19 protein-coding genes are annotated in these 17,836 nt (G+C 72.5%); 12 read left to right on the top strand and 7 right to left on the bottom strand.

The window, feature by feature from the left end:
• The gene (locus tag ADY59_RS05520) at window positions 1–1,179 is read right to left on the bottom strand and encodes a hypothetical protein (protein WP_049558504.1); all 1,179 of its coding nucleotides are present in this window, start codon (window positions 1,177–1,179) and stop codon (window positions 1–3) included.
• A gap of 140 nt (window positions 1,180–1,319) precedes the next feature.
• On the opposite strand from ADY59_RS05520, the gene nth reads away from it, so the two are divergent.
• Together nth and ADY59_RS05510 are read left to right on the top strand one after the other, a co-directional pair.
• Window positions 1,320–2,075, top strand: a complete 756-nt coding sequence (gene nth, locus ADY59_RS05515; protein ID WP_049558501.1) for an endonuclease III — start codon at window positions 1,320–1,322, stop codon at window positions 2,073–2,075.
• A 38-nt stretch (window positions 2,076–2,113) separates the two neighbouring features.
• A complete protein-coding gene (locus tag ADY59_RS05510) occupies window positions 2,114–2,761 on the top strand; it encodes an NUDIX hydrolase (RefSeq protein WP_049558499.1) in 648 nt (215 codons plus the stop codon).
• Here ADY59_RS05510 and ADY59_RS05505 read toward each other — a convergent pair.
• Entirely contained in the window at window positions 2,738–3,244 is a 507-nt protein-coding gene (locus ADY59_RS05505) for a HEAT repeat domain-containing protein (RefSeq protein WP_049558497.1), read from the bottom strand. The genes ADY59_RS05510 and ADY59_RS05505 overlap by 24 nt on opposite strands.
• Before the next feature lie 82 nt (window positions 3,245–3,326).
• Between ADY59_RS05505 and ADY59_RS05500 the strand changes: the two genes are divergently transcribed.
• From ADY59_RS05500 to ADY59_RS05490, 3 genes are all read left to right on the top strand, one after another.
• Complete coding sequence (locus ADY59_RS05500; protein WP_049558495.1) at window positions 3,327–4,517, top strand: MarP family serine protease; 1,191 nt, start codon at window positions 3,327–3,329, stop codon at window positions 4,515–4,517.
• 85 nt (window positions 4,518–4,602) lie between these two features.
• Entirely contained in the window at window positions 4,603–5,577 is a 975-nt protein-coding gene (locus ADY59_RS05495; protein WP_049558492.1) for an aldo/keto reductase, read from the top strand.
• 4 nt (window positions 5,578–5,581) lie between these two features.
• Complete coding sequence (locus ADY59_RS05490) at window positions 5,582–6,286, top strand: TetR/AcrR family transcriptional regulator (RefSeq protein WP_049558489.1); 705 nt, start codon at window positions 5,582–5,584, stop codon at window positions 6,284–6,286.
• Here ADY59_RS05490 and ADY59_RS05485 read toward each other — a convergent pair.
• The 5 genes from ADY59_RS05485 to acs all read right to left on the bottom strand — a co-directional run bounded on the left by ADY59_RS05485 (window position 6,255) and on the right by acs (window position 11,366).
• Window positions 6,255–6,698, bottom strand: a complete 444-nt coding sequence (locus tag ADY59_RS05485) for a DUF309 domain-containing protein (protein WP_049558487.1) — start codon at window positions 6,696–6,698, stop codon at window positions 6,255–6,257. The genes ADY59_RS05490 and ADY59_RS05485 overlap by 32 nt on opposite strands.
• Window positions 6,695–7,615 carry an alpha/beta fold hydrolase gene (locus ADY59_RS05480; RefSeq protein WP_049558485.1) on the bottom strand — a complete coding sequence of 307 codons (921 nt, stop codon included), beginning with the start codon at window positions 7,613–7,615 and terminating at the stop codon, window positions 6,695–6,697. Before ADY59_RS05480 ends, ADY59_RS05485 begins: the two co-directional genes overlap by 4 nt.
• A complete protein-coding gene (locus ADY59_RS05475; RefSeq protein ID WP_049558483.1) occupies window positions 7,605–8,018 on the bottom strand; it encodes a phage holin family protein in 414 nt (137 codons plus the stop codon). Before ADY59_RS05475 ends, ADY59_RS05480 begins: the two co-directional genes overlap by 11 nt.
• A 31-nt stretch (window positions 8,019–8,049) precedes the next feature.
• A complete protein-coding gene (gene nhaA / locus ADY59_RS05470; RefSeq protein WP_082309877.1) occupies window positions 8,050–9,258 on the bottom strand; it encodes a Na+/H+ antiporter NhaA in 1,209 nt (402 codons plus the stop codon).
• A gap of 134 nt (window positions 9,259–9,392) precedes the next feature.
• On the bottom strand, window positions 9,393–11,366 hold the full coding sequence (acs, locus tag ADY59_RS05465) for an acetate--CoA ligase (RefSeq protein WP_049558476.1): 1,974 nt from the start codon (window positions 11,364–11,366) through the stop codon (window positions 9,393–9,395).
• Between the two features lie 241 nt (window positions 11,367–11,607).
• On the opposite strand from acs, the gene ADY59_RS05460 reads away from it, so the two are divergent.
• The 7 genes from ADY59_RS05460 to ADY59_RS53230 all read left to right on the top strand — a co-directional run.
• The gene (locus ADY59_RS05460) at window positions 11,608–12,384 is read left to right on the top strand and encodes a hypothetical protein (RefSeq protein ID WP_049558475.1); all 777 of its coding nucleotides are present in this window, start codon (window positions 11,608–11,610) and stop codon (window positions 12,382–12,384) included.
• A 711-nt stretch (window positions 12,385–13,095) separates the two neighbouring features.
• Window positions 13,096–14,154, top strand: coding sequence for a septum site-determining protein Ssd (gene ssd / locus ADY59_RS05455; protein WP_049558472.1), 1,059 nt, complete (start codon window positions 13,096–13,098; stop codon window positions 14,152–14,154).
• On the top strand, window positions 14,151–15,311 hold the full coding sequence (locus tag ADY59_RS05450) for a TadA family conjugal transfer-associated ATPase (protein ID WP_049558470.1): 1,161 nt from the start codon (window positions 14,151–14,153) through the stop codon (window positions 15,309–15,311). The genes ssd and ADY59_RS05450 overlap by 4 nt, the downstream gene beginning before the upstream one ends.
• Window positions 15,311–16,021, top strand: coding sequence for a type II secretion system F family protein (locus ADY59_RS05445; RefSeq protein WP_049558698.1), 711 nt, complete (start codon window positions 15,311–15,313; stop codon window positions 16,019–16,021). The genes ADY59_RS05450 and ADY59_RS05445 overlap by 1 nt, the downstream gene beginning before the upstream one ends.
• A gap of 33 nt (window positions 16,022–16,054) precedes the next feature.
• Window positions 16,055–16,846: a type II secretion system F family protein gene (locus tag ADY59_RS05440; protein ID WP_082309876.1), complete on the top strand. Its 792-nt coding sequence runs from the start codon at window positions 16,055–16,057 to the stop codon at window positions 16,844–16,846.
• A 203-nt stretch (window positions 16,847–17,049) separates the two neighbouring features.
• Window positions 17,050–17,385, top strand: a complete 336-nt coding sequence (locus tag ADY59_RS53235; RefSeq protein ID WP_049558467.1) for a DUF4244 domain-containing protein — start codon at window positions 17,050–17,052, stop codon at window positions 17,383–17,385.
• Window positions 17,382–17,836, top strand: a 455-nt coding sequence (locus ADY59_RS53230; RefSeq protein WP_331459463.1) for a TadE family type IV pilus minor pilin, incomplete at its 3' end; no start/stop codon positions are given. The genes ADY59_RS53235 and ADY59_RS53230, both read left to right, overlap by 4 nt.

Raw genomic sequence — 17,836 nt, 5'->3', positions numbered from 1 at the left:
CTAGGCCGTGCGCCAGTCCCGGTACACGGTCTCGCTCACCAGCGGCCCCGCCCGGCCGGTCATCCTCAGCCGGAGCCGCACCGGCAGGCCGTCACCGTCCACCCGCAGCTCGAACCCGACCGCGCCGGAGACGATCACCCCCGCGTACGCGCCGACGGTCTCCTCGCCGCGCACGCTCTCCAGCGGCACGCTCCCCGACACGTCGCGGACGCCCCCGGGCCCGTCCGTGACCTTCGCCGCCGTCCCCGCCGCCGCCAGCAGGGCCTGGATCGTGCGCGGCGAGCTGTTGCGCCGGGCGTGCAGCGCGTACTGCTGCACGCAGGCGCCGCCCGGCCGGCCGAGGTCGAAGGCGACCCCGTCCACGCTGCCGCCGTCGGCGCCGAGCCGTACCCGCCCGCTCCGGGTGGCGCCCGCGGGGCCGCAGGTCAGCCGCATCTCGTACGTGGTCGGCGAGGCGGGGTCGAAGGTCAGCGTCCCGGCGGCGACGAGCGAGTCGCCCGCCTGCGGCTGCTCAGCCCGCTGCTCGAAGGCGGCGGTACGGCGGCCGAGATCGGCCAGCGGCGGCGCCGGACGCTCGTCGCCCGACACCAGCGAGACGGCGGCCAGCACGACCAGGAACGCCCCGGCCGCGACCCCCGCGTAGAACGCCGGCCGGCGCCAGAACGGGGCTGCCACGGCCACGTCCCCGGCGACCTCGCGGCCGGGCCCCAGGACACGCAGCTCCGCCTCACGCAGCAGGTCGTCCACCGACGACACCGGAGCGGCGCCCGAATGGCCGAGCAGGACGCGCACCAGGCGGACCGCCGACGGCCGCGCCTCGGCGTCGGGCCGCCGGCACTCCTCCACCACCGAGCGCAGCGCCGGCGGCAGCAGGTCGTCGGTGTCGGACTCGCGGCCCGTCGCCGCGAACACGACCACGCCCGCCCAGTCGCGTACGTCGTCGGCCCGCAGGTCCTCGTCCTCCGACGGGGTCCGCCAGTCGATCAGCGCCTGCCCGCGCGGGCCGAGCACCACCGTGCCGGGTGCGAGCCGCAGCCCGGACACCCCGCCCACGTGCAGCCTGGCCAGCGCGGTCGCGCTGCTCAGCGCCAGCCTGTGCAGAGCCTCACCCTTGTACGGTCCCCGTGCTCGCACGGCCTCGGCCAGCGGCTCGTGCCTGATCCGCCCCTGAACTTCCATCGCCGTCTCTCCCAAACCAGCCCGGCGGCGAGTGCCGTTCGTGGCAGGTTGTACGCGCCCCCCGTCCCGGAGGGTTCAACGGAATGGAGAAAACTTTTCACCGGCACGGCCCGGTGTCGCGGAGACATACCCTTTTCGGCATGGCGACGAATGTGGCGGGTGCCCGCAGACGCAAGCCCGAGACACGACTGGGCCTGGTGCGCCGGGCCCGCCGGATGAACCGGATCCTCGCCGAGACCTACCCCGACGCGCACTGCGAGCTCGACTTCGACAACCCCTTCGAGCTCCTGGTCGCCACCGTCCTGTCGGCGCAGACGACCGACGTGCGGGTCAACCTGACCACGCCGGCGCTGTTCGCCAAGTACCCGACGGCCGACGACCTGGCCGCGGCCGACCCGGACGACCTGGAGGCGATCATCAAGCCGACCGGGTTCTACCGGGCCAAGGCGCGTTCCCTGCTCGGGCTCTCGGCCGGGTTGCGCGACCGGTTCGGCGGCAAGGTGCCGAAGAAGCTGGACGACCTGGTCACGCTGCCCGGCGTCGGCCGCAAGACGGCCAACGTGGTGCTCGGCAACGCCGTCGACCCCGAGACCGGCAGGCCGTTCGGCGTGCCGGGGCTCACCGTCGACACCCACTTCCAGCGGCTGGTCCGGCGCTTCGGCTGGACCGAGGAGACCGACCCGGTCAAGATCGAGCAGGTCGTGGGCGAGCTGATCCCCAAGCGGGAGTGGACGGTCTTCTCCCACCGGATCATCTGGCACGGCCGCCGCATCTGCATCGCCCGGCGGCCCGCCTGCGGCGCCTGCCCGCTCGCCGCGCTCTGCCCCTCCTACGGCACCGGCCCCACGAGCGCCGAGGAGGCCCGCAAACTCGTCCGGCCAGGCCCGTTCTCCTGACCGGGAAGTCCCGGCAGGCCCGGCGTGTTGGAGGTTGCGTGACCCACGTGCCCGAATGGCTCGACGAACTCGCGGCGAAGGCCGTACGGACCCGTGTCCCCGAGCAGATGCGCCCGCCCGTCGTGGGCGGGCGGGCGGCGGCGGTGCTGCTGCTGTTCGGCGAGGGGCCGCTCGGCCCCGACGTGCTGCTCATCCAGCGCAGCACGCGCGGACGCAGGCACGCCGGCCAGCCGGCCTTCCCCGGCGGCGGCGTCGACCCCGGCGACGGCGGCCCGGTCGGGGCGGCGCTGCGCGAGGCCGAGGAGGAGACCGGGCTCGACCCGGCCGGTGTGCGCGTGCTGTGCACGATGCCCGAGCTCTACCTCGGGCACAGCGACAACCGGGTGACGCCCGTGCTCGGCTGGTGGCACACGCCGTCGGCCGTGCACGCCGCCTCGCCCGACGAGGTCGACTCGGTCGAACGGGTGCCCGTCGCCGAGCTCGTCGACCCCGGCAACCGGATCACGCTGCGGCACTCGGCCGCCTTCGCCGGGCCGGCCTTCCGGGTGCGCGGGATGCTCGTGTGGGGGTTCACCGCGATGGTGCTCGACTCCGTGCTGCGTGATGGCGGGCTGGAGCGGCCCTGGGACGCCGGGCGGGTGGAGGAGATCCCGGCCGACGTGCTAAACCTCTCGGCCCGTCGTTAGCGCGAAGCCCAGCGCGGCCCAACCGGCCACGTCGGCGTCGCTGTCGGCGGTCAGCAGGCGCAGCGTGTCGAGCCCGGCCCGGTCCGGCGGATCGCCCAGCACGTGCTGGAGCGCGTAGGCCGCGCCGTACCTGACCCGGGAGTCGTGATGCCCGGCCAGGTCGATCACCGACGGCAGCGACCGCGGGTCCGCCAGATGGCCGAAGGCGATCAGCACCGAGTAGAGCACCATGACGTCGTCCTCGCCGGCCGCCAGGAAGCGCAGCACGGGCAGCGTGCGGTCCACGTACGGGGCGAGCATGCCCAGGATGTCGACGCCCAGCAGCCGCTCGGTGACGGAATCGGCCGCGCACAGCCGCCGCGCCTCGATGAAACACTCCAGATCGGCCCGCTCCCGAAGCGCGGAGATCACCTGCCAGCGGACCTGCCCGTCGGGATCGGGGTCGTCGAGAGCTGCGTCGATGAGATCTCTGACCGGCGGCATACGGATCAAGGTAGCCCGCACGGTGACGCCGTCCTGGCGGAAGACGTGCACACTTGACCATATCCCTGGTTAGCTTTGAAGGGTGCGCGGCGATCTGCTTGACCTCATATTGATTGGCCTCGTGATCGCCTTCGGCGTCTCGGGCTACCGTCAGGGTTTCATCATCGGCGTCACCAGTTTCGTCGGGTTCGTGGGCGGGGCGTTGCTCGGGGTGTTCATCGCGCCGCCGATCTCCAAGGCGATCGTCGACGGCGACACGCCGCAGGCGCTGCTCGCCATCGTGATCGTCTTCCTCGCCGCGACCATCGGGCAGTTCGCCTCCTCCACCATCGGCGCCGTGGTGCGCAGTCACGTCACCTGGGAGCCGGCCAGGGTCGCCGACGCGGTCGGCGGCACGTTCGCCAGCGCGCTGTCGGTGCTGGTGATCGCCTGGCTGATCGGCTCGCTGGTCGTCTCGACGTCGTTCACGCCGCTGGTCGACCAGGTCAGGCAGTCGCTGCTGCTCACCACCATCGACGACGCCATCCCGCAGGCCGCGCGCAACTGGCAGCAGCCGTTCAAGAAGCTCATCGACCGCTCGGAGTTCCCGCCGGTCTTCGACGCCATCGGGGCGGGCTCGTTCGTGGACGTGCCGCCGCCCGCGCAGAGCGTGCTGCAGGGCGACCGGCTGGCGCGTGCCCAGCGGGCCATCGTCAAGGTGCAGGGCAACGCCGAGAGCTGCAACAAGCACATCGAGGGCACCGGCTTCGTCTACGCCCGCGACCGCATCATGACCAACGCGCACGTGGTCGCCGGCGTCACGCGCGACCTGCAGGTGATCGACCACAGGTCGCGGCGGCACAAGGCGACCGTGGTCCGCTACAACCCGCGGCGCGACATCGCCGTCCTGCACGTGCCGGGGCTAAACCTGCCGCAGCTCGCCTTCGACGGCACCGCCGAGAAGGGCGACAACGCGATCATCGCCGGCTATCCCAAGGGCAAGGGCTTCACCGCCGAGGCGGCGCGCATCCGCAACCAGCTCGACGCCGAGGGGCCCGACATCTACCGCTCCTCCAACGTCACCCGGTCCGTCTACGCGGTCCGCGGCAAGGTGCTGCCGGGCAATTCCGGCGGGCCGCTGCTCACGGCCGACGGCCGGGTCTTCGGCGTCATCTTCGCAGCCGCGATCAGCCAGGAGGAGACCGGCTACGCGCTGACCGCCGCCGAGGTCAAGCCCGACGCCGACCAGGGCCGCATCAGCACCAGGCCGGTCGACACCGAGAGCTGCGACTGACCCCACCTCCCGCCGGGGCTTTCGTTCCGCATGCCCGCATGTTAATGTTCATCACATTGTGAATGTCAATCACATGGGAGCTGGCATGGAGACACGTAGGCTCGGCCTGACCGACATCGAGCTGACCCCCATCGGCCTGGGATGCATGCAGTTCACCGGCGGCCGCTCCGTGGCGAAGTACATCGTCCGCGACATCGGCCAGGACACCGTGACCACCGTCGTCAGCACCGCGCTCGACGGCGGGATCAACTGGTTCGACACCGCGGAGATGTACGGCAGGGGCCGGTCGGAGCAGATGCTGGCCACCGCGCTCAGGGGCTGCGGCATCGCCCCGGGCGAGGTCACCGTCGCCACCAAGTGGCCGCCGCTGGGCCGCACCGCCGGTGACATCGGCCGCAGCATCGGCAGCCGCCTGCGCCACCTCGGCGGCCACCCGATCGGCCTCTACCAGATCCACATGGCCTCCGGCAGCCTGTCGAGCATCCCCGCCCAGCTCAGAGCCATGGCCAAGCTGCATCGGGACGGCAAGATCCGCAACGTCGGCGTCAGCAACTTCTCCGCCCGGCAACTGGAGCTCGCCCACCGGGTGCTCGCCGATGAGGGCGTCACGCTGGCCGCCAACCAGGTCCGGATCAACCTGCTGCACCGCCACGTGGAACGCGACGGCGTGCTCGACACGGCGCGCCGGCTCGGCGTCACGCTCATCGCCTACTCGCCGCTGGAGGGCGGGATACTCACCGGCCGCTTCCACGACGACCCCACGCGGGCCAGGGACCTGCCGCCGATGCGCCGGGTCTTCGGCCACGGCTGGCTCACCGCCAAGGGCCTGGCCCGCACCGCGCCGCTCCTGGCCGCGATGCGGGAGATGGGTCGCGCCCACGGCGTGTCACGCGCCCAGGTGGCGCTCAACTGGCTGATCACCCATTACGGCGACACCGTGGTCGCCATCCCCGGCGCCTCCAAGCCCGCGCAGGCGGCCGAGGCGGCGGGCGCGATGGCCTTCGAGCTGGACAAGGCCGACCGCGACCGCCTGGACGAGCTGTCCCGGCCGCTAACCTGATGGGGTGCCCCGGACCACCAAACGCGACCGCTACCACCACGGCGACCTGCGGGCCGCGCTGATCGACACCGCGGTCGAGCTCATCGCCGAGCACGGCGTCCAAGGCTTCTCCCTCGCCGAGGCGAGCAGGCGGCTGGGGGTCGCGCCCAGCGCCCCCTACCGGCACTTCGCCGACCGCGACGAGCTGCTGCTGGCCGTGGGCGTCCGCGCGGGCGAGCAACTGGTCGCCGCCGTCACCGCCGAGAGCCGCGGCACCGAGCCCGAGCAGCGGCTCGTCGGCGTGGCCAGGGGCTACGTGCGGTTCGCCGCCGGGCACCGGGCACTGTTCGAGGCCCTGATCGGGCCCACCTTCTCCACCCCCGAGCTGGAGCTGGCGGCCAGGCCGGTCAAGGAGGCCTTCCACGACGCCGCGATGGCCCTGTCGGGCGGCGACCTGCCCACCGCCGAGACCCTCGGCGTCGCCGTGGCCGCCGTCGCCCACGGCTACGCGGGGCTGCTGCGCCTGGGCATGTTCGGCGCCGGCGACGACGCCGTCGAGATCGCCGTCGAGCGGGCCGCCGACGCCACGCTCGCCCTCGTGGCCGGCCGCGCCGAGCTGGCCAGCCGGCAGCCGGCAGCCGCTCCAGGATCAGGCCGAGCGCTAGCCCGGAAGCCGGTCCAGGATCAGGCTGAGCCGGCTAGCCCGGAAGCCGGTCCAGGATCAGGCTGACGGCCGCCGCGGGGTCGCTGTCGTGGCTCAGGCCCGACGCCGCCCGGCCCACCGCGTCGTACGGCTCGCCGTAGCCCTGCACGCGAGCCGCGCCACGGGCCAGCAGCGTCAGGGCGCCACGGCCGTTGCCCCGCTGCAGATGGGTGAGGCCCACGCAGATCTGCGCCAGCCCCTGCCACAGCTCCCGTTCCTCCTCCGGCGCGCACTTCCAGCGCCCCTCGAACACCTCGTGCGCGTTGAACGGCAGCCCCTCGGCCAGGAACCGGCGGCCGTCGGCCAGCGCCTGCTCCGTGCTGGGCGCGTAGTCGTCGGGCACCCGGGCCACCCCGGCCGAGCCGTAGGGGAGCGGCCTGCCGTACTCGTCACGGGGCCTGGCGTTGCGCGGCCGGCCCTCGGGGTCACGGTCTCTCATCGGTCGGGCTCCGGGTCGGCCAGCCAGCCGAGCAACTCCGTGTCGAACACGTCGGGAATCTCCTCGTGGGGGAAGTGGCCCGCCCCTTCGAGCAGCCGCCACCGGTACGGGGCCGCGACGTAGCGGCTCGAACCCTGGGCGGTGCGCGGCAGGATGCACTGGTCCAGTGCGCCGTGCAGTTGTAGGGTGGGGGCCTCGATCTCGGTCCGCATGGCCCGCGCGTAACGCAGCCCGTCGGGGCGCAGCTGCGAGCGGCCGAACCAGCGGTGATACTCCAGCGCGCAGTGGGCCACGGCCGGGATCCGGAACGCCTCACGGTAGGTGCGCGAGGTCTCCAGATCCGGCCAGCCGGGCCGCGACCAGCGGTCGAGCAGCTTGCCGACCAGCGAGGCCCGGTCGCGGGTCAGCCGGCGCTCCGGCAGCAGCGGAAGCTGGAAGCCGAACGCCCCCCGGCTCGCCTTGAGCTGCCCGAAGGGGTCGGTGAGCAGCGAGCTGCGCAGCCTCAGCGGATGCGGCGCCGCCACCGTGACCAGCCGGTGCACGCACTTGGGGTCGAGCACCGCCATCGTCCAGGCCAGCAGCCCGCCCCAGTCGTGGCCGACGACGATCGCGCCCGTCTCACCCAGCGCCCGGATCAGCCCGGTCGCGTCGGCGGCCAGCGTCGGCAGGTCGTAACCGCGCGGCGGCTTGTCGCTGCTGCCGTAGCCGCGCAGGTCGACCGCGACGGCCCGGTAGCCGGCCGCGGGCAGCGACACGAGCTGGTGCCGCCACGTCCACCAGAACTGCGGGAACCCGTGCAGCAACAGCACCAGCGGCCCGTCGCCGGCCTCCACGACGTGGAACCTGGTGCCGCCCGCGTGGACCGTCCGGTGCTTCCACGGCCCGTCGATCCGGACGACCCCCTCGTCAGGTGCCATCTCGGCTCCCCGCCGGAAGCTCCTCCGGTGAGGCGATCTCCTTCAGGCCCTTGATGGACCTGGCGGTCCGCTTCATCCCGGCCAGGCCCTTGAGCCTGCGCACCCCGATGAACACCAGCAGCCCCGCGACGAGCAGGTAGAACACGGTCACGATGAGGAACGCCGCCCAGCTCGGCAGCCACTGCTCAAGCACGTGGGCGATCGTGAACGAGGCGAGGATCAGGCACAGGTGGGCCATGAACGCGGCGGCGGCGAACAGCCCGCCCGCCATGCCCACCCGCTTGGCGTCGAACCTGAACTCGGCCTTGGCCAGCTCGATCTCGGATCGGACCAGGGTCGAGATGTGGTCGCTCGCCTGGGCGACCAGCGAGCCCAGGGATTCTTCCTCGGGAGTCTGCGGCATGAACGTCTCCTATCGAGGCCTGGTGGCCGTGTCAATCATCATCCAGTGCGCCGCGGCGCTCGCGCACCCGGGTATGGAGCAGCACCGCCGCCAGGACGGAGGCGATGAGGCTGGCCGTGAGGATCCCCGTGGTCACGGCGCCGGCCCGTTGCTGATCGGCACCATAGGCCAGATCGCCGATCAGCAGCGACACCGTGAACCCGATCCCGGCCAGCAACGACACCGCCGCCATGTCCCGCCAGCGCAACTCCCGTGACAGTCTCGCCAGCCCCAGCCGCACAGCCAGCCAGGCACCGCCGAACACCCCCAGGAACTTGCCCACGACGAGCCCCGCAATCACTCCCAGAACTACCCGATCGGAGAACATAGCGCCGAGGCTCGCGGCGTCCAGCTTCACCCCTGCCGAGACGAACGCGAACACCGGCACGGCCAGTCCCGCCGAGATCGGCCGGATGTAGTGGTCGGCGGCCTCGGCGGGGGAGCGGTCCTCCGCCGCGCGGGCGTGCACCCGGGTCAGCAGGCCGAGCGCCACCCCGGCCACGGTCGCGTGCACGCCGCTCTGCTCGACCGCGTACCAGGCGGCCAGGGCCAGCGGCAGGTGGATCCACGGCGTGCGGACGCCGTGCCGCTGCAGGACGCCGTACCCGGCGATCAGTACGGCTCCGGCCAGCAGCATGGGCAGGTCGAGGTGCTCGGTGTAGAAGGCGGCGATGATGGTGATCGCGCCGAGGTCGTCCACCACCGCGCAGGTCAGCAGGAACGCGCGCAGCGCGGCGGGCATCGCGCTGGCCGTCACGGCGAGCACGGCCAGGGCGAAGGCGATGTCGGTGGCCGTCGGGATGGCCCAGCCCCGTCCCGCGTCCGGGGCTCCCCAGCTCACCGCGAGATAGACCACGGCGGGGACGGCCATGCCGGCGAAGGCGGCCAGGATGGGCAGCGCGGCCTTGCGCGGGCTGGCCAGCTCGCCGTGCACGAACTCCTCCTTGACCTCCAGCCCGGCGACGAAGAAGAAGATGCTCAGCAGGCCGTGCTGGGCCCACTTGTAGACCTCCAGGCCGGCGATCTCGGTGTGGACCAGCGACGTGTAGGAGTCGAGGGAGACGTTGGCCCACACCAGGGCGGCGACCGTGGCGGCGAGCATGACGATGCCGCCCAGCGTCTCGGTGCGGAGCGCCTCGGTCAGGGTGCGGGCATAGCGGATGGTGGGCGTGAAGGGCCACATGTCGGTGGCACGGCGCACGTAAGAACCCTCTCGAAAGTCGAGTCAGGGGGAACGGCTCCCCGCTTGACGCCGACCCGACTTCCCGGCACACCACAACCCACCCTACCTGGCCGCATATCCCGAAATTTCAGGACATGCGGCCGTACGGGCGATTAGTCCTCAGACTTCGCGGACGGGAGCTTCTCCGAGATGAGGTTCATCACCGTGCTGTCGGCGAGCGTGGTGACGTCGCCGATGCTGCGGTTCTCCGCCACGTCGCGGAGCAGGCGGCGCATGATCTTGCCGGAGCGGGTCTTCGGCAGCTCGGGCACCACCAGGATCTGACGCGGCTTGGCGATCGGGCCGAGCGTCCTGGCGACGTGGTTGCGCAGCTCGGCGGCGATGTCGTCGCCCTCCACCGCGGTGCCGCGCAGGATGACGAACGACACGATGGCCTGGCCGGTCACCGGGTCGGTCGCGCCCACCACCGCCGCCTCGGCCACCTTCGGGTGGCTGACCAGCGCGCTCTCCACCTCGGTGGTGGAGATGTTGTGGCCGGAGACGAGCATGACGTCGTCGACGCGGCCGAGCAGCCACAGGTCGCCGTCCTCGTCCTTCTTGGCGCCGTCGCCGGGGAAGTACATCCCGTCGAACCTGCTCCAGTACGTGTCGATGTAGCGCTGGTCGTCGCCCCAGATCGTGCGGAGCATGGCCGGCCACGGCTCACGTACGACCAGGAAGCCGCCACCGCCGTCGGGGACGCTGTTGCCCTGTTCGTCGACCACGTCGGCGCTGATGCCGGGCAGCGGGCGCATCGCGGCGCCGGGCTTGGCGGCGGTGACGCCGGGCAGCGGGCTGATCATGATCGCGCCCGTCTCCGTCTGCCACCAGGTGTCCACGACCGGGCAGCGGTCGCCGCCGATGTGCTCGCGGTACCACACGTACGCCTCGGGGTTGATCGGCTCGCCCACCGAGCCCAGGACGCGCAGGCTCGACATGTCGAACTTGGCGGGGATCTCGTCCCCCCACTTCATGAACGTCCGGATCGCCGTCGGCGCGGTGTAGAGGATCGTGATCTTGTACTTCTGGACGATCTCCCAGAACCGGCCGCGGTGCGGGGTGTCGGGCGTGCCCTCGTAGATCACGCTGGTCGCGCCGTTGGCGAGCGGGCCGTACACGATGTAGGAGTGCCCGGTCACCCAGCCGATGTCGGCCGTGCACCAGTAGATGTCGGTCTCCGGCTTGAGGTCGAAGCAGGCGTTGTGCGTCCACGCCGTCTGCGTCAGGTAGCCGCCGGTCGTGTGCAGGATGCCCTTCGGCCTGCCGGTCGTGCCGCTGGTGTAGAGGATGTACAGCGGGTCCTCGGCGTCGTGCGGGGCTGGCGTGTGCTGGTCGCTCTGACGGTCGACGACGTCGTGCCACCACTTGTCGCGCTCGTTGACCGCGACGTCCTGGCCGGTGCGGCGCACCACCAGGACGTTCTCCACCTGGGGACACTCGGCGACGGCCTCGTCCACGGTCGGCTTCAGCGCGGACGGCGCGCCCCGGCGGTAGCCGCCGTCGGCGGTGACCACCAGCTTGGCGTCGGCGTCGTGGATGCGGCTCTTCAGCGCCGTCGCCGAGAAGCCGCCGAACACCACCGAGTGGATCGCGCCAATGCGCGCGCACGCCAGCATCGTGATCGGCAGTTCGGGGATCATCGGCAGGTAGACGGCCACCCGGTCGCCCTTGCCCACGCCCAGCTCCTGCAGCGCGTTGGCGGCCTTGGAGACCTCCCGCTGCAGGTCGGCATAGGTCAACGTCCGGGTGTCGCCCTCAGGCTCGCCCTCCCAGTGGTAGGCGACCTTGTCGCCGCGCCCCGCCTCGACGTGGCGGTCGACACAGTTGTAGGCGACGTTGAGCTCACCGCCGACGAACCACTTCGCGAAGGGGGGCTCCCACTCCAGCGTGGTGTCCCACCGCTTGGCCCACGTCAGCCGCTCGGCAGCACGCTCCCAGAACCCGAGGCGGTCGGCCGCCGCCTCGGCATAGGCGGCGGCGGTCACGTTCGCGGCCGCTGCCAGGTCGGCCGGTGGTGCGAACCGGCGGTTCTCCTGCAGCAGGTTGGACAGCGCCTGGGGCTCGTTGCCAGGGGTTTCCGGGGCCACCTCGTGCTCCTTCTATGGCCAGATTGGATAGGTCGTGTCCCACTTCACCAGCTCACGACCACCTACCACAAGAGGTCTAGACAGGTCTGTACCGTCGGATGGGTTTTTATCTGTACGCGTGACAAAAGCAACTGAAACGTTGTCATCTCGAAATCCGTAAATTATGGAACGGGACAGAGACGATGGTTTATGGGTCCCCTCTTAGAAGGCCACCTGATGTCCACGGGTAGTGTCAGGTTCCGTGAGTGACCCATTGGCCGTCATCGCGCAGTTTCCCGGTGTGCCCGAAGCGGTCGACGCCGCCCGGCAGGCCGTCGACCGGCTCTACCGCCACCGCGTCCTGCGGCGGGCCAGCCCGGCGGTCTCCGCGGAGTCGTCCCTGCGCGGCGCCCGCGCGTCCGCCGCGCTCGAAGGCGTGGACGTGCCCCTCGAAGCCCTGCGCAAGGACGAGGTGCACGACCCGGTCGTCCAGGGGGCGCTGCGCGCCTCCGCCGAGCTCGGCCGCCTCGGGGCCACCTGGCGCAACGCGCCACGGCAGGTCCTGGCCCGGTTGCACACGGTCGCCGCCGCCGGCCTCACCCAGGACGATCTCGGGCGTCCGCGTGCCGGTGACGACGCCCCCGATCCGCTCGGCCTGGGCGCCGCCCCGAGCGCGACCGAGACGGTCATCCGGATGGACGGCCTGTTCCATCTGCTCGGCGCCCCGACCAAGGCCCCCGCGCTGGTGCTGGCCGCCGTGGTGCACGCCGAGCTCGCCGTCATGCGTCCCTTCGGCACGGCCGACGGCGTGGTGGCCCGCGCCGCCGAGCGGCTCACGCTGGTGGAATACGGCCTGGATCCCAAGTCCCTGGTCGCCGTCGAGGTGGGCCACCTGGACCAGCCCTACGCCGAGGCCCTGCGCGCCTATCTGGCGGGGACGCCCGAAGGTGTGTCTCAGTGGATACAGCAGTGTGCCTCAGCGGTCACCATGGGCGTACGCGAGACGACCGCCATCTGCGAGGCGATGCAGCGAGGCTGACATAGCTGACGGCGTCTCAGTCATGAGACGCCGTCCGCCGGTGCATCACACCGGGTTACCAAGCGTGCACCTCAATTCGTCGGATCGGGTCAAGCCCGTCTCGACGCGCCTCCCGCGGCTGGTCGCGCGTGGGTGCCCGGCTGATGCACCCGGACAAGTGGTCCGTGTCACCTTTGTACGACGGATCCGCCCTGATGGGAACCCCTTGGGCCAAGACCTTTACCGAGACCTGCCCATCCCGGCGCGAGCCTGCCGCTCACCCCGCCTGTCGCCGTGCCGCCGCCGTCCGGTTATCAAGCCGTGACGATCACTCAGAGTGATCTCCTTTATGTGATCGTTATGGTGCGGCGAAAAAACTTGGCGAAAATGCGAGATTGCTCCTCGACGAAACTCGAGTCCATCGGGCAGCATACGGTGGTATCACCAGAAACTGGCTCGACTGTGCACGGGATTGGTTTCCAAGTCCCTTGCCATGCTCTGGTCAAGTGATGAAAGCTTTCTTCTGAAACGGGCCCGGCTCTACCCCCCCGGAGCCGGACCGGTCAGGCGACCCCCGCTCTCCCCCCCGGCGGGGGTCGCCCCTTTTCCCTCCCGGGTTGTCCACAGCCTGTGCGGCTCCGCCGCCCGCTGTCCCCAGAACCCCGTTCGCCTCATCGCCGCCGCCCCGGCCCGGCGCAAGGTGGGACCTCCCGAATCGACAGGGAGGCCCCGATGCCCCGCCCACTGGTCATCACCGAGGACCGCGACCTGCTGGACGACCTGGTCCGGATAGCCGCCGCAGCCGGTGCCCAGCTCGACGTCGCCCACGTCCCGTCCCACGCCCGCCCCTTCTGGAGCCGCGCCCCTCTCGTGGTCATCGGCGCCGACCTCGCCGAGGCCGTGGCCGCCGCCTCGCCTCCGGCCCGCGACCAGGTCCTCCTGGTCACCCGCGACCCGGACGATCCCGACACCTGGCGGCGCTGCGTGGCCGCCGGCGCCCAGGCCGTCGTGTCCCTGCCGGCCGAGGAGCGCCACCTGGTCGACCGGTTCGCCGACGCCATGGAGCCCGAGCCCCGCGCCGGCGCCGTCGTGTCGCTGATCGGCGGCCGGGGCGGCGCCGGGGCCAGCGTCCTGTCCGCCTGCCTGGCCCTGCGCGCCTCGCACGACCATCTGCGCACCCTGCTCGTCGACGCCGACCCGCTGGGCGGCGGCGTCGACGCCCTCCTCGGCCAGGAGGAAACGCCCGGAGCGCGCTGGGCCGACCTCGTCGCCAGGCAGGGCCGCATCAGCCCCCGGGCCTTGCAGGCCGCGCTGCCCTCCTTCGGCGACCTGGCGGTGCTCTCGTTCCACCGGGGCGAGATCCAGCCGATCCCGGCCGAGGCCATGCGCTCGGTCCTCGAAGCCGGCCGCCGCGGCTTCGACCTGGTGGTCGTCGATCTTCCGCGCCACCTCGACCCGTCGGCCGTCGAGGCGCTCGGCCGATCCGACCGCACGCTCCTGCTGACCCCCGCCGACGTGCGCGGCATCCTGGCCGCCGCCCAGGTCCTCGGCCAGGCCCGCCGCCACACCGCGGACGTCCGCGCCGTCATCCGTCCCGGCGTCGTCGACGACGACGTGGCCGCCGCCTCCCTGAGCATCCCCCTGGCCGGCCGCCTGCCCGACCAGCCCCGCCTGACCGCCACCCTCAACCGCGGCGAGCTCCCCAAGCTGGGCCCCCGCACCGCACTCGGCACCCTGTGCACGACCCTCCTGCACGACCTCCTGCCTCCCGCGGTCCAGGACGCGGCATGACCCAGGAGGTGTCCCCCGACCTGGTCGAAGCCGTCCGCGTACGCCTCGCCCGCGCGGGCGTGGAGCCCACGGCCGCCCAGGTCGCCGTCGCCCTGCGCGCCGAGAAATCGGTCTACGGCGACGCCGAGATCCTCGCCGTCGCCCGCGCCCTCTGCGCCGACCTGATCGGCGCCGGTCCCCTTGAGCCCCTCCTGACCGAGCCCGACGTGACCGACGTCCTGGTCAACGGCCCCCGCGAGGTCTGGGTCGACGACGGTAGGGGCCTGCGCCTCACCCCCGTCACGTTCACCGACGACGGCGCGGTCCGCAGGCTCGCCCAGCGCCTGGCCGCCGCCGCGGGCAGACGCCTCGACGACGCCTCGCCGTATGTCGACGCCCGCCTGACCGGTGGCGTCCGCCTGCACGCCGTCCTGCCCCCGATCGCCTCCGGCGGCACCAGCATCTCCCTGCGCCTGCCGCCCCGCCGCACCTTCACCCTCGACGACCTCGTGGCGGCGGGCACGATCACCCCCGCGGCGGTCCCGCTGCTCACCACCATGGTGTCGGCCAGGCGCGCCTTCCTCGTCACAGGCGGTACGGGCACCGGCAAGACCACCCTCCTGTCGGCCCTCCTGTCCCTGGCCGATCCCGGCGAGCGCCTCCTCCTGGTCGAGGACTCCGCCGAGCTCCGCCCCCGCCATCCCCACGTGCTCCGCCTCGAATCCAGACCGGCCAACCTCGAGGGCGCGGGCGGGGTCGGCCTGCGCGACCTGGTCCGCCAGGCCCTCCGCATGCGCCCGGACCGGCTCGTCGTGGGAGAGGTACGAGGCTCGGAAGTGGTCGACCTGCTGGCCGCACTCAACACCGGTCATGAGGGCGGCTGCGGCACCCTCCACGCCAACCGAGCGGCCGACGTGCCGCCGCGCCTGGAAGCGCTCGGCTGCGCGGCGGGCCTTTCCCGGGAGGCCGTCCACAGCCAGCTCGCCGCCGCGCTCGACCTCGTCATCCACCTGACCCGCGGCCGCCCCGACGGCAGGCGCCGCGTCTCGGAGATCTGCCTGCTGTCCAGATCTGCCGGCGGCCTGGTCGAAGCCGTCCCCGCCGTGACGTTCGACCCTCAGGGCCGGCCCCGCCCCGGCCCCGGTTACCCGGCCCTGACCACTCCCGGGTGCTCATGATGACGGCCGCCCTCCTGGCCTCGATCCTCGCCGCCCTCGCCGTCTGGCTGTGGACCGGCCCCGACGTCGCGACCCTCCGCCTGGACAGGCTCACCACCCACCACGAGGAGCCCTGCCGCCCACCGCTCAGCCGGCTCCTGCGCCGCACCAGCCGAGCCCGCCGCGCCGACGCCTGGCGGCGAGCCTCGATAGAGCTGTGCCACGCCCTGTCCGCCGAACTCTCCGCCGGCCGCACCCCCGGCGAAGCCCTCACCCGGGCCGTCACCGCCGTCGACCTCCCCGACCCCGAGCCCTTCCGCCCGGTCCTCGCCGCCGCCCGAGACGGCGGCGACGTGTCCTCGGCCCTGCTGTCGGCAGCCCCCGACCAGGGCGGAGAGGGCCTGCGCCGCCTGGCGGCCTGCTGGGACGTCGGCGTCACCGTGGGGGCCGGCCTGACCGCCCTCGTCGAACGGGTGGCGAGCACCCTGCGCACCGCCCAGGCCCACCGCCAGGACGTGGCGGCCCAACTGGCCGGCCCGCGCACGACCGCCAGGATGCTGGCCGCCCTCCCCGCTCTCGGGCTTCTCATGGGCGCGGCCCTGGGCATGCGCCCCCTCGACTTCCTCCTCGGCGGCGTCCCCGGACTCCTGTGCCTGGCAGCCGGGCTGGCTCTCGACGCCTGCGGCCTCTGGTGGACCCACCGCATGGCCACCCGAGCCGCGCAGTCATGAGCCGGCACACCGCTCATCACGCAAGGGATGTAGATGCTCGCGCTCCTCTCCGCCGTCTGCGCCGCCTCGGCCGCCTGGCTGTGGACCTCTCCCACCACCCCCTCGCAACGCCTGGCCAGGCTCGTGCCGAAACCCGCCCCACCCCGGCCGCACCGAGGAAACCCGCCCGCGGACGAGCCGGCCCCACCGGCCTGGCTCACCCCCGGCAAGCCGCCGAACCGTCCCCTGACCGGCCGCACCCTCATCTCCGCCGCCTGCCTGGGCCTCCTGGTCGCCCTGCTCGTCGGCGGCATCCCCGGAATCCTGGCCGCCTCCCTCGTCACCCCCGCGGCCGCCGCCGTCCTCCACCGCAGAGAGCCCCCGGAGCTTCTGCGGGACCGCCGCCGCATCGCCACCGACCTGCCCTTCGCCGCCGACCTCATGGCGTCCTGCCTGCTGGCCGGCCAACCGGTCAGCGCCGCCACGGACATCGCCGCGAACGCGACAGGCGGCCCACTGGGGGATCGCCTGACCTGGGTGAGCGTCCAACTCCGCCTCGGCGCCGACCCGGAGCCCACCTGGGCCTTCCTCGCCCGCGACCCGGCCACCGCCCAGCTCTCCAGGGCGATGAGCCGAGCCGCCCAGAGCGGCGCCCCCGTGGCGGACGTCCTGACCCGCCTGGCCGACGACGCCCGAGAATCGGCCCGCGCCACGTCGGTGGCCGCGGCCCGCAGCGTGGGCGTCAAGGCAGTCGCCCCCTTGGGGCTCTGCTTCCTGCCGGCCTTCGTCCTGCTGGGCATCATCCCCATCGTCGCCGGCCTCGCGACCAGCATCGTCCTGCCATGACCCCGCGTCTGCCTCCTGCTTTCCGCGCTTCCCGGCCTGCTTCTCAAGTCCTCGGCCCCGGAGTTATCCACAACCTCGGCTCGCCGGACGGCCCTGCATCCCCAGAACCGCATTCGGCCTGAACTCAGGAGCCCCACCTGGGCGACGCTTGCACTCGCCACGCCGGACTCCACCTCACCCGGCACCGAGCATCTGGAGGCACCATGCACGACACCACCCTCACCCCCAACACCTCCGCCGAGTCTCAGACCCCCGAGCCGACCACCCGCCACAATCTCCAGACGGCCAAGCCCAGCACCCGCCACGAACCCGCAGAGCCCGAGGCGACCACCGGCGACCGCCGCCGCGGGTGGTGGGCCAACCGCTGGTCCCGCTGCACCGGCCCCCAGCGAGACCGCGGCATGTCCACCGCCGAATACGCCGTCGGCACGATCGCCGCCTGCGCCTTCGCCGCACTCCTGTTCAAGGTGGTCACCAGTCCGGAAGTCCAGGAGATGCTCTCCTCGCTCATAGACCAAGCCCTCAACACCAACGGATGACCACGTCCGCCTCCAAGCCTGGAAACCGGTCAGCATCGCGGGGCTCGGTCACCGCGGAAACCGCCGCGGTGCTGCCCGCCCTCATGATCGTGCTAGCGGCCGCCCTGTGGGCGATCCAAGCCGCCGCAGTTCACCTGGAGTGCGTCGACGCCGCCCGCACAGCGGCCCGAGCCGCCGCCCGAGGCGAACCCCTGGACCAAGTACGCGCCCTCGTCCACTCAGCCGTACGCCCATCAGCCCACGTAGCCATAACCCGCAACCCCGACCAGACAACTGTGCGGATCTCAGTAGACGTTCGCCCCCCATGGGGCCCCGCCCCCCCCCCCCCCCCGGGGTGGGCGCGGAGCGGGTTCCCGCCCGAGCGCGGCGCGCCCGGCCTGCCGATGAGCTCGCCGATGCTCTCCAGCGTCGTGGTCGTCCCGTACGGCACCGCCATCGTCTTCTGCAGCAC

The sequence above is a fragment of the Nonomuraea sp. SBT364 genome, from assembly GCF_001083785.1.
Lineage (GTDB): Bacteria > Actinomycetota > Actinomycetes > Streptosporangiales > Streptosporangiaceae > Nonomuraea.
This window is presented reverse-complemented; position numbering and strand designations above follow the sequence as displayed.

What these genes read in the sequence shown, in the direction of transcription:
- ADY59_RS05450 (WP_049558470.1), top strand. Translation starts at nt 14,151, where the DNA reads ATGACCCAGGAGGTGTCCCCCGACCTGGTCGAAGCCGTCCGCGTACGC.
- ADY59_RS53235 (WP_049558467.1), top strand. Translation starts at nt 17,050, where the DNA reads ATGCACGACACCACCCTCACCCCCAACACCTCCGCCGAGTCTCAGACC.
- ADY59_RS05520 (WP_049558504.1), bottom strand. Translation starts at nt 1,179, where the DNA reads ATGGAAGTTCAGGGGCGGATCAGGCACGAGCCGCTGGCCGAGGCCGTG.
- ADY59_RS05495 (WP_049558492.1), top strand. Translation starts at nt 4,603, where the DNA reads ATGGAGACACGTAGGCTCGGCCTGACCGACATCGAGCTGACCCCCATC.
- ADY59_RS05505 (WP_049558497.1), bottom strand. Translation starts at nt 3,244, where the DNA reads ATGCCGCCGGTCAGAGATCTCATCGACGCAGCTCTCGACGACCCCGAT.
- ADY59_RS05485 (WP_049558487.1), bottom strand. Translation starts at nt 6,698, where the DNA reads ATGAGAGACCGTGACCCCGAGGGCCGGCCGCGCAACGCCAGGCCCCGT.
- ADY59_RS05480 (WP_049558485.1), bottom strand. Translation starts at nt 7,615, where the DNA reads ATGGCACCTGACGAGGGGGTCGTCCGGATCGACGGGCCGTGGAAGCAC.
- ADY59_RS05475 (WP_049558483.1), bottom strand. Translation starts at nt 8,018, where the DNA reads ATGCCGCAGACTCCCGAGGAAGAATCCCTGGGCTCGCTGGTCGCCCAG.
- nth (WP_049558501.1), top strand. Translation starts at nt 1,320, where the DNA reads ATGGCGACGAATGTGGCGGGTGCCCGCAGACGCAAGCCCGAGACACGA.
- ADY59_RS05445 (WP_049558698.1), top strand. Translation starts at nt 15,311, where the DNA reads ATGACGGCCGCCCTCCTGGCCTCGATCCTCGCCGCCCTCGCCGTCTGG.
- ADY59_RS05440 (WP_082309876.1), top strand. Translation starts at nt 16,055, where the DNA reads ATGCTCGCGCTCCTCTCCGCCGTCTGCGCCGCCTCGGCCGCCTGGCTG.
- ssd (WP_049558472.1), top strand. Translation starts at nt 13,096, where the DNA reads ATGCCCCGCCCACTGGTCATCACCGAGGACCGCGACCTGCTGGACGAC.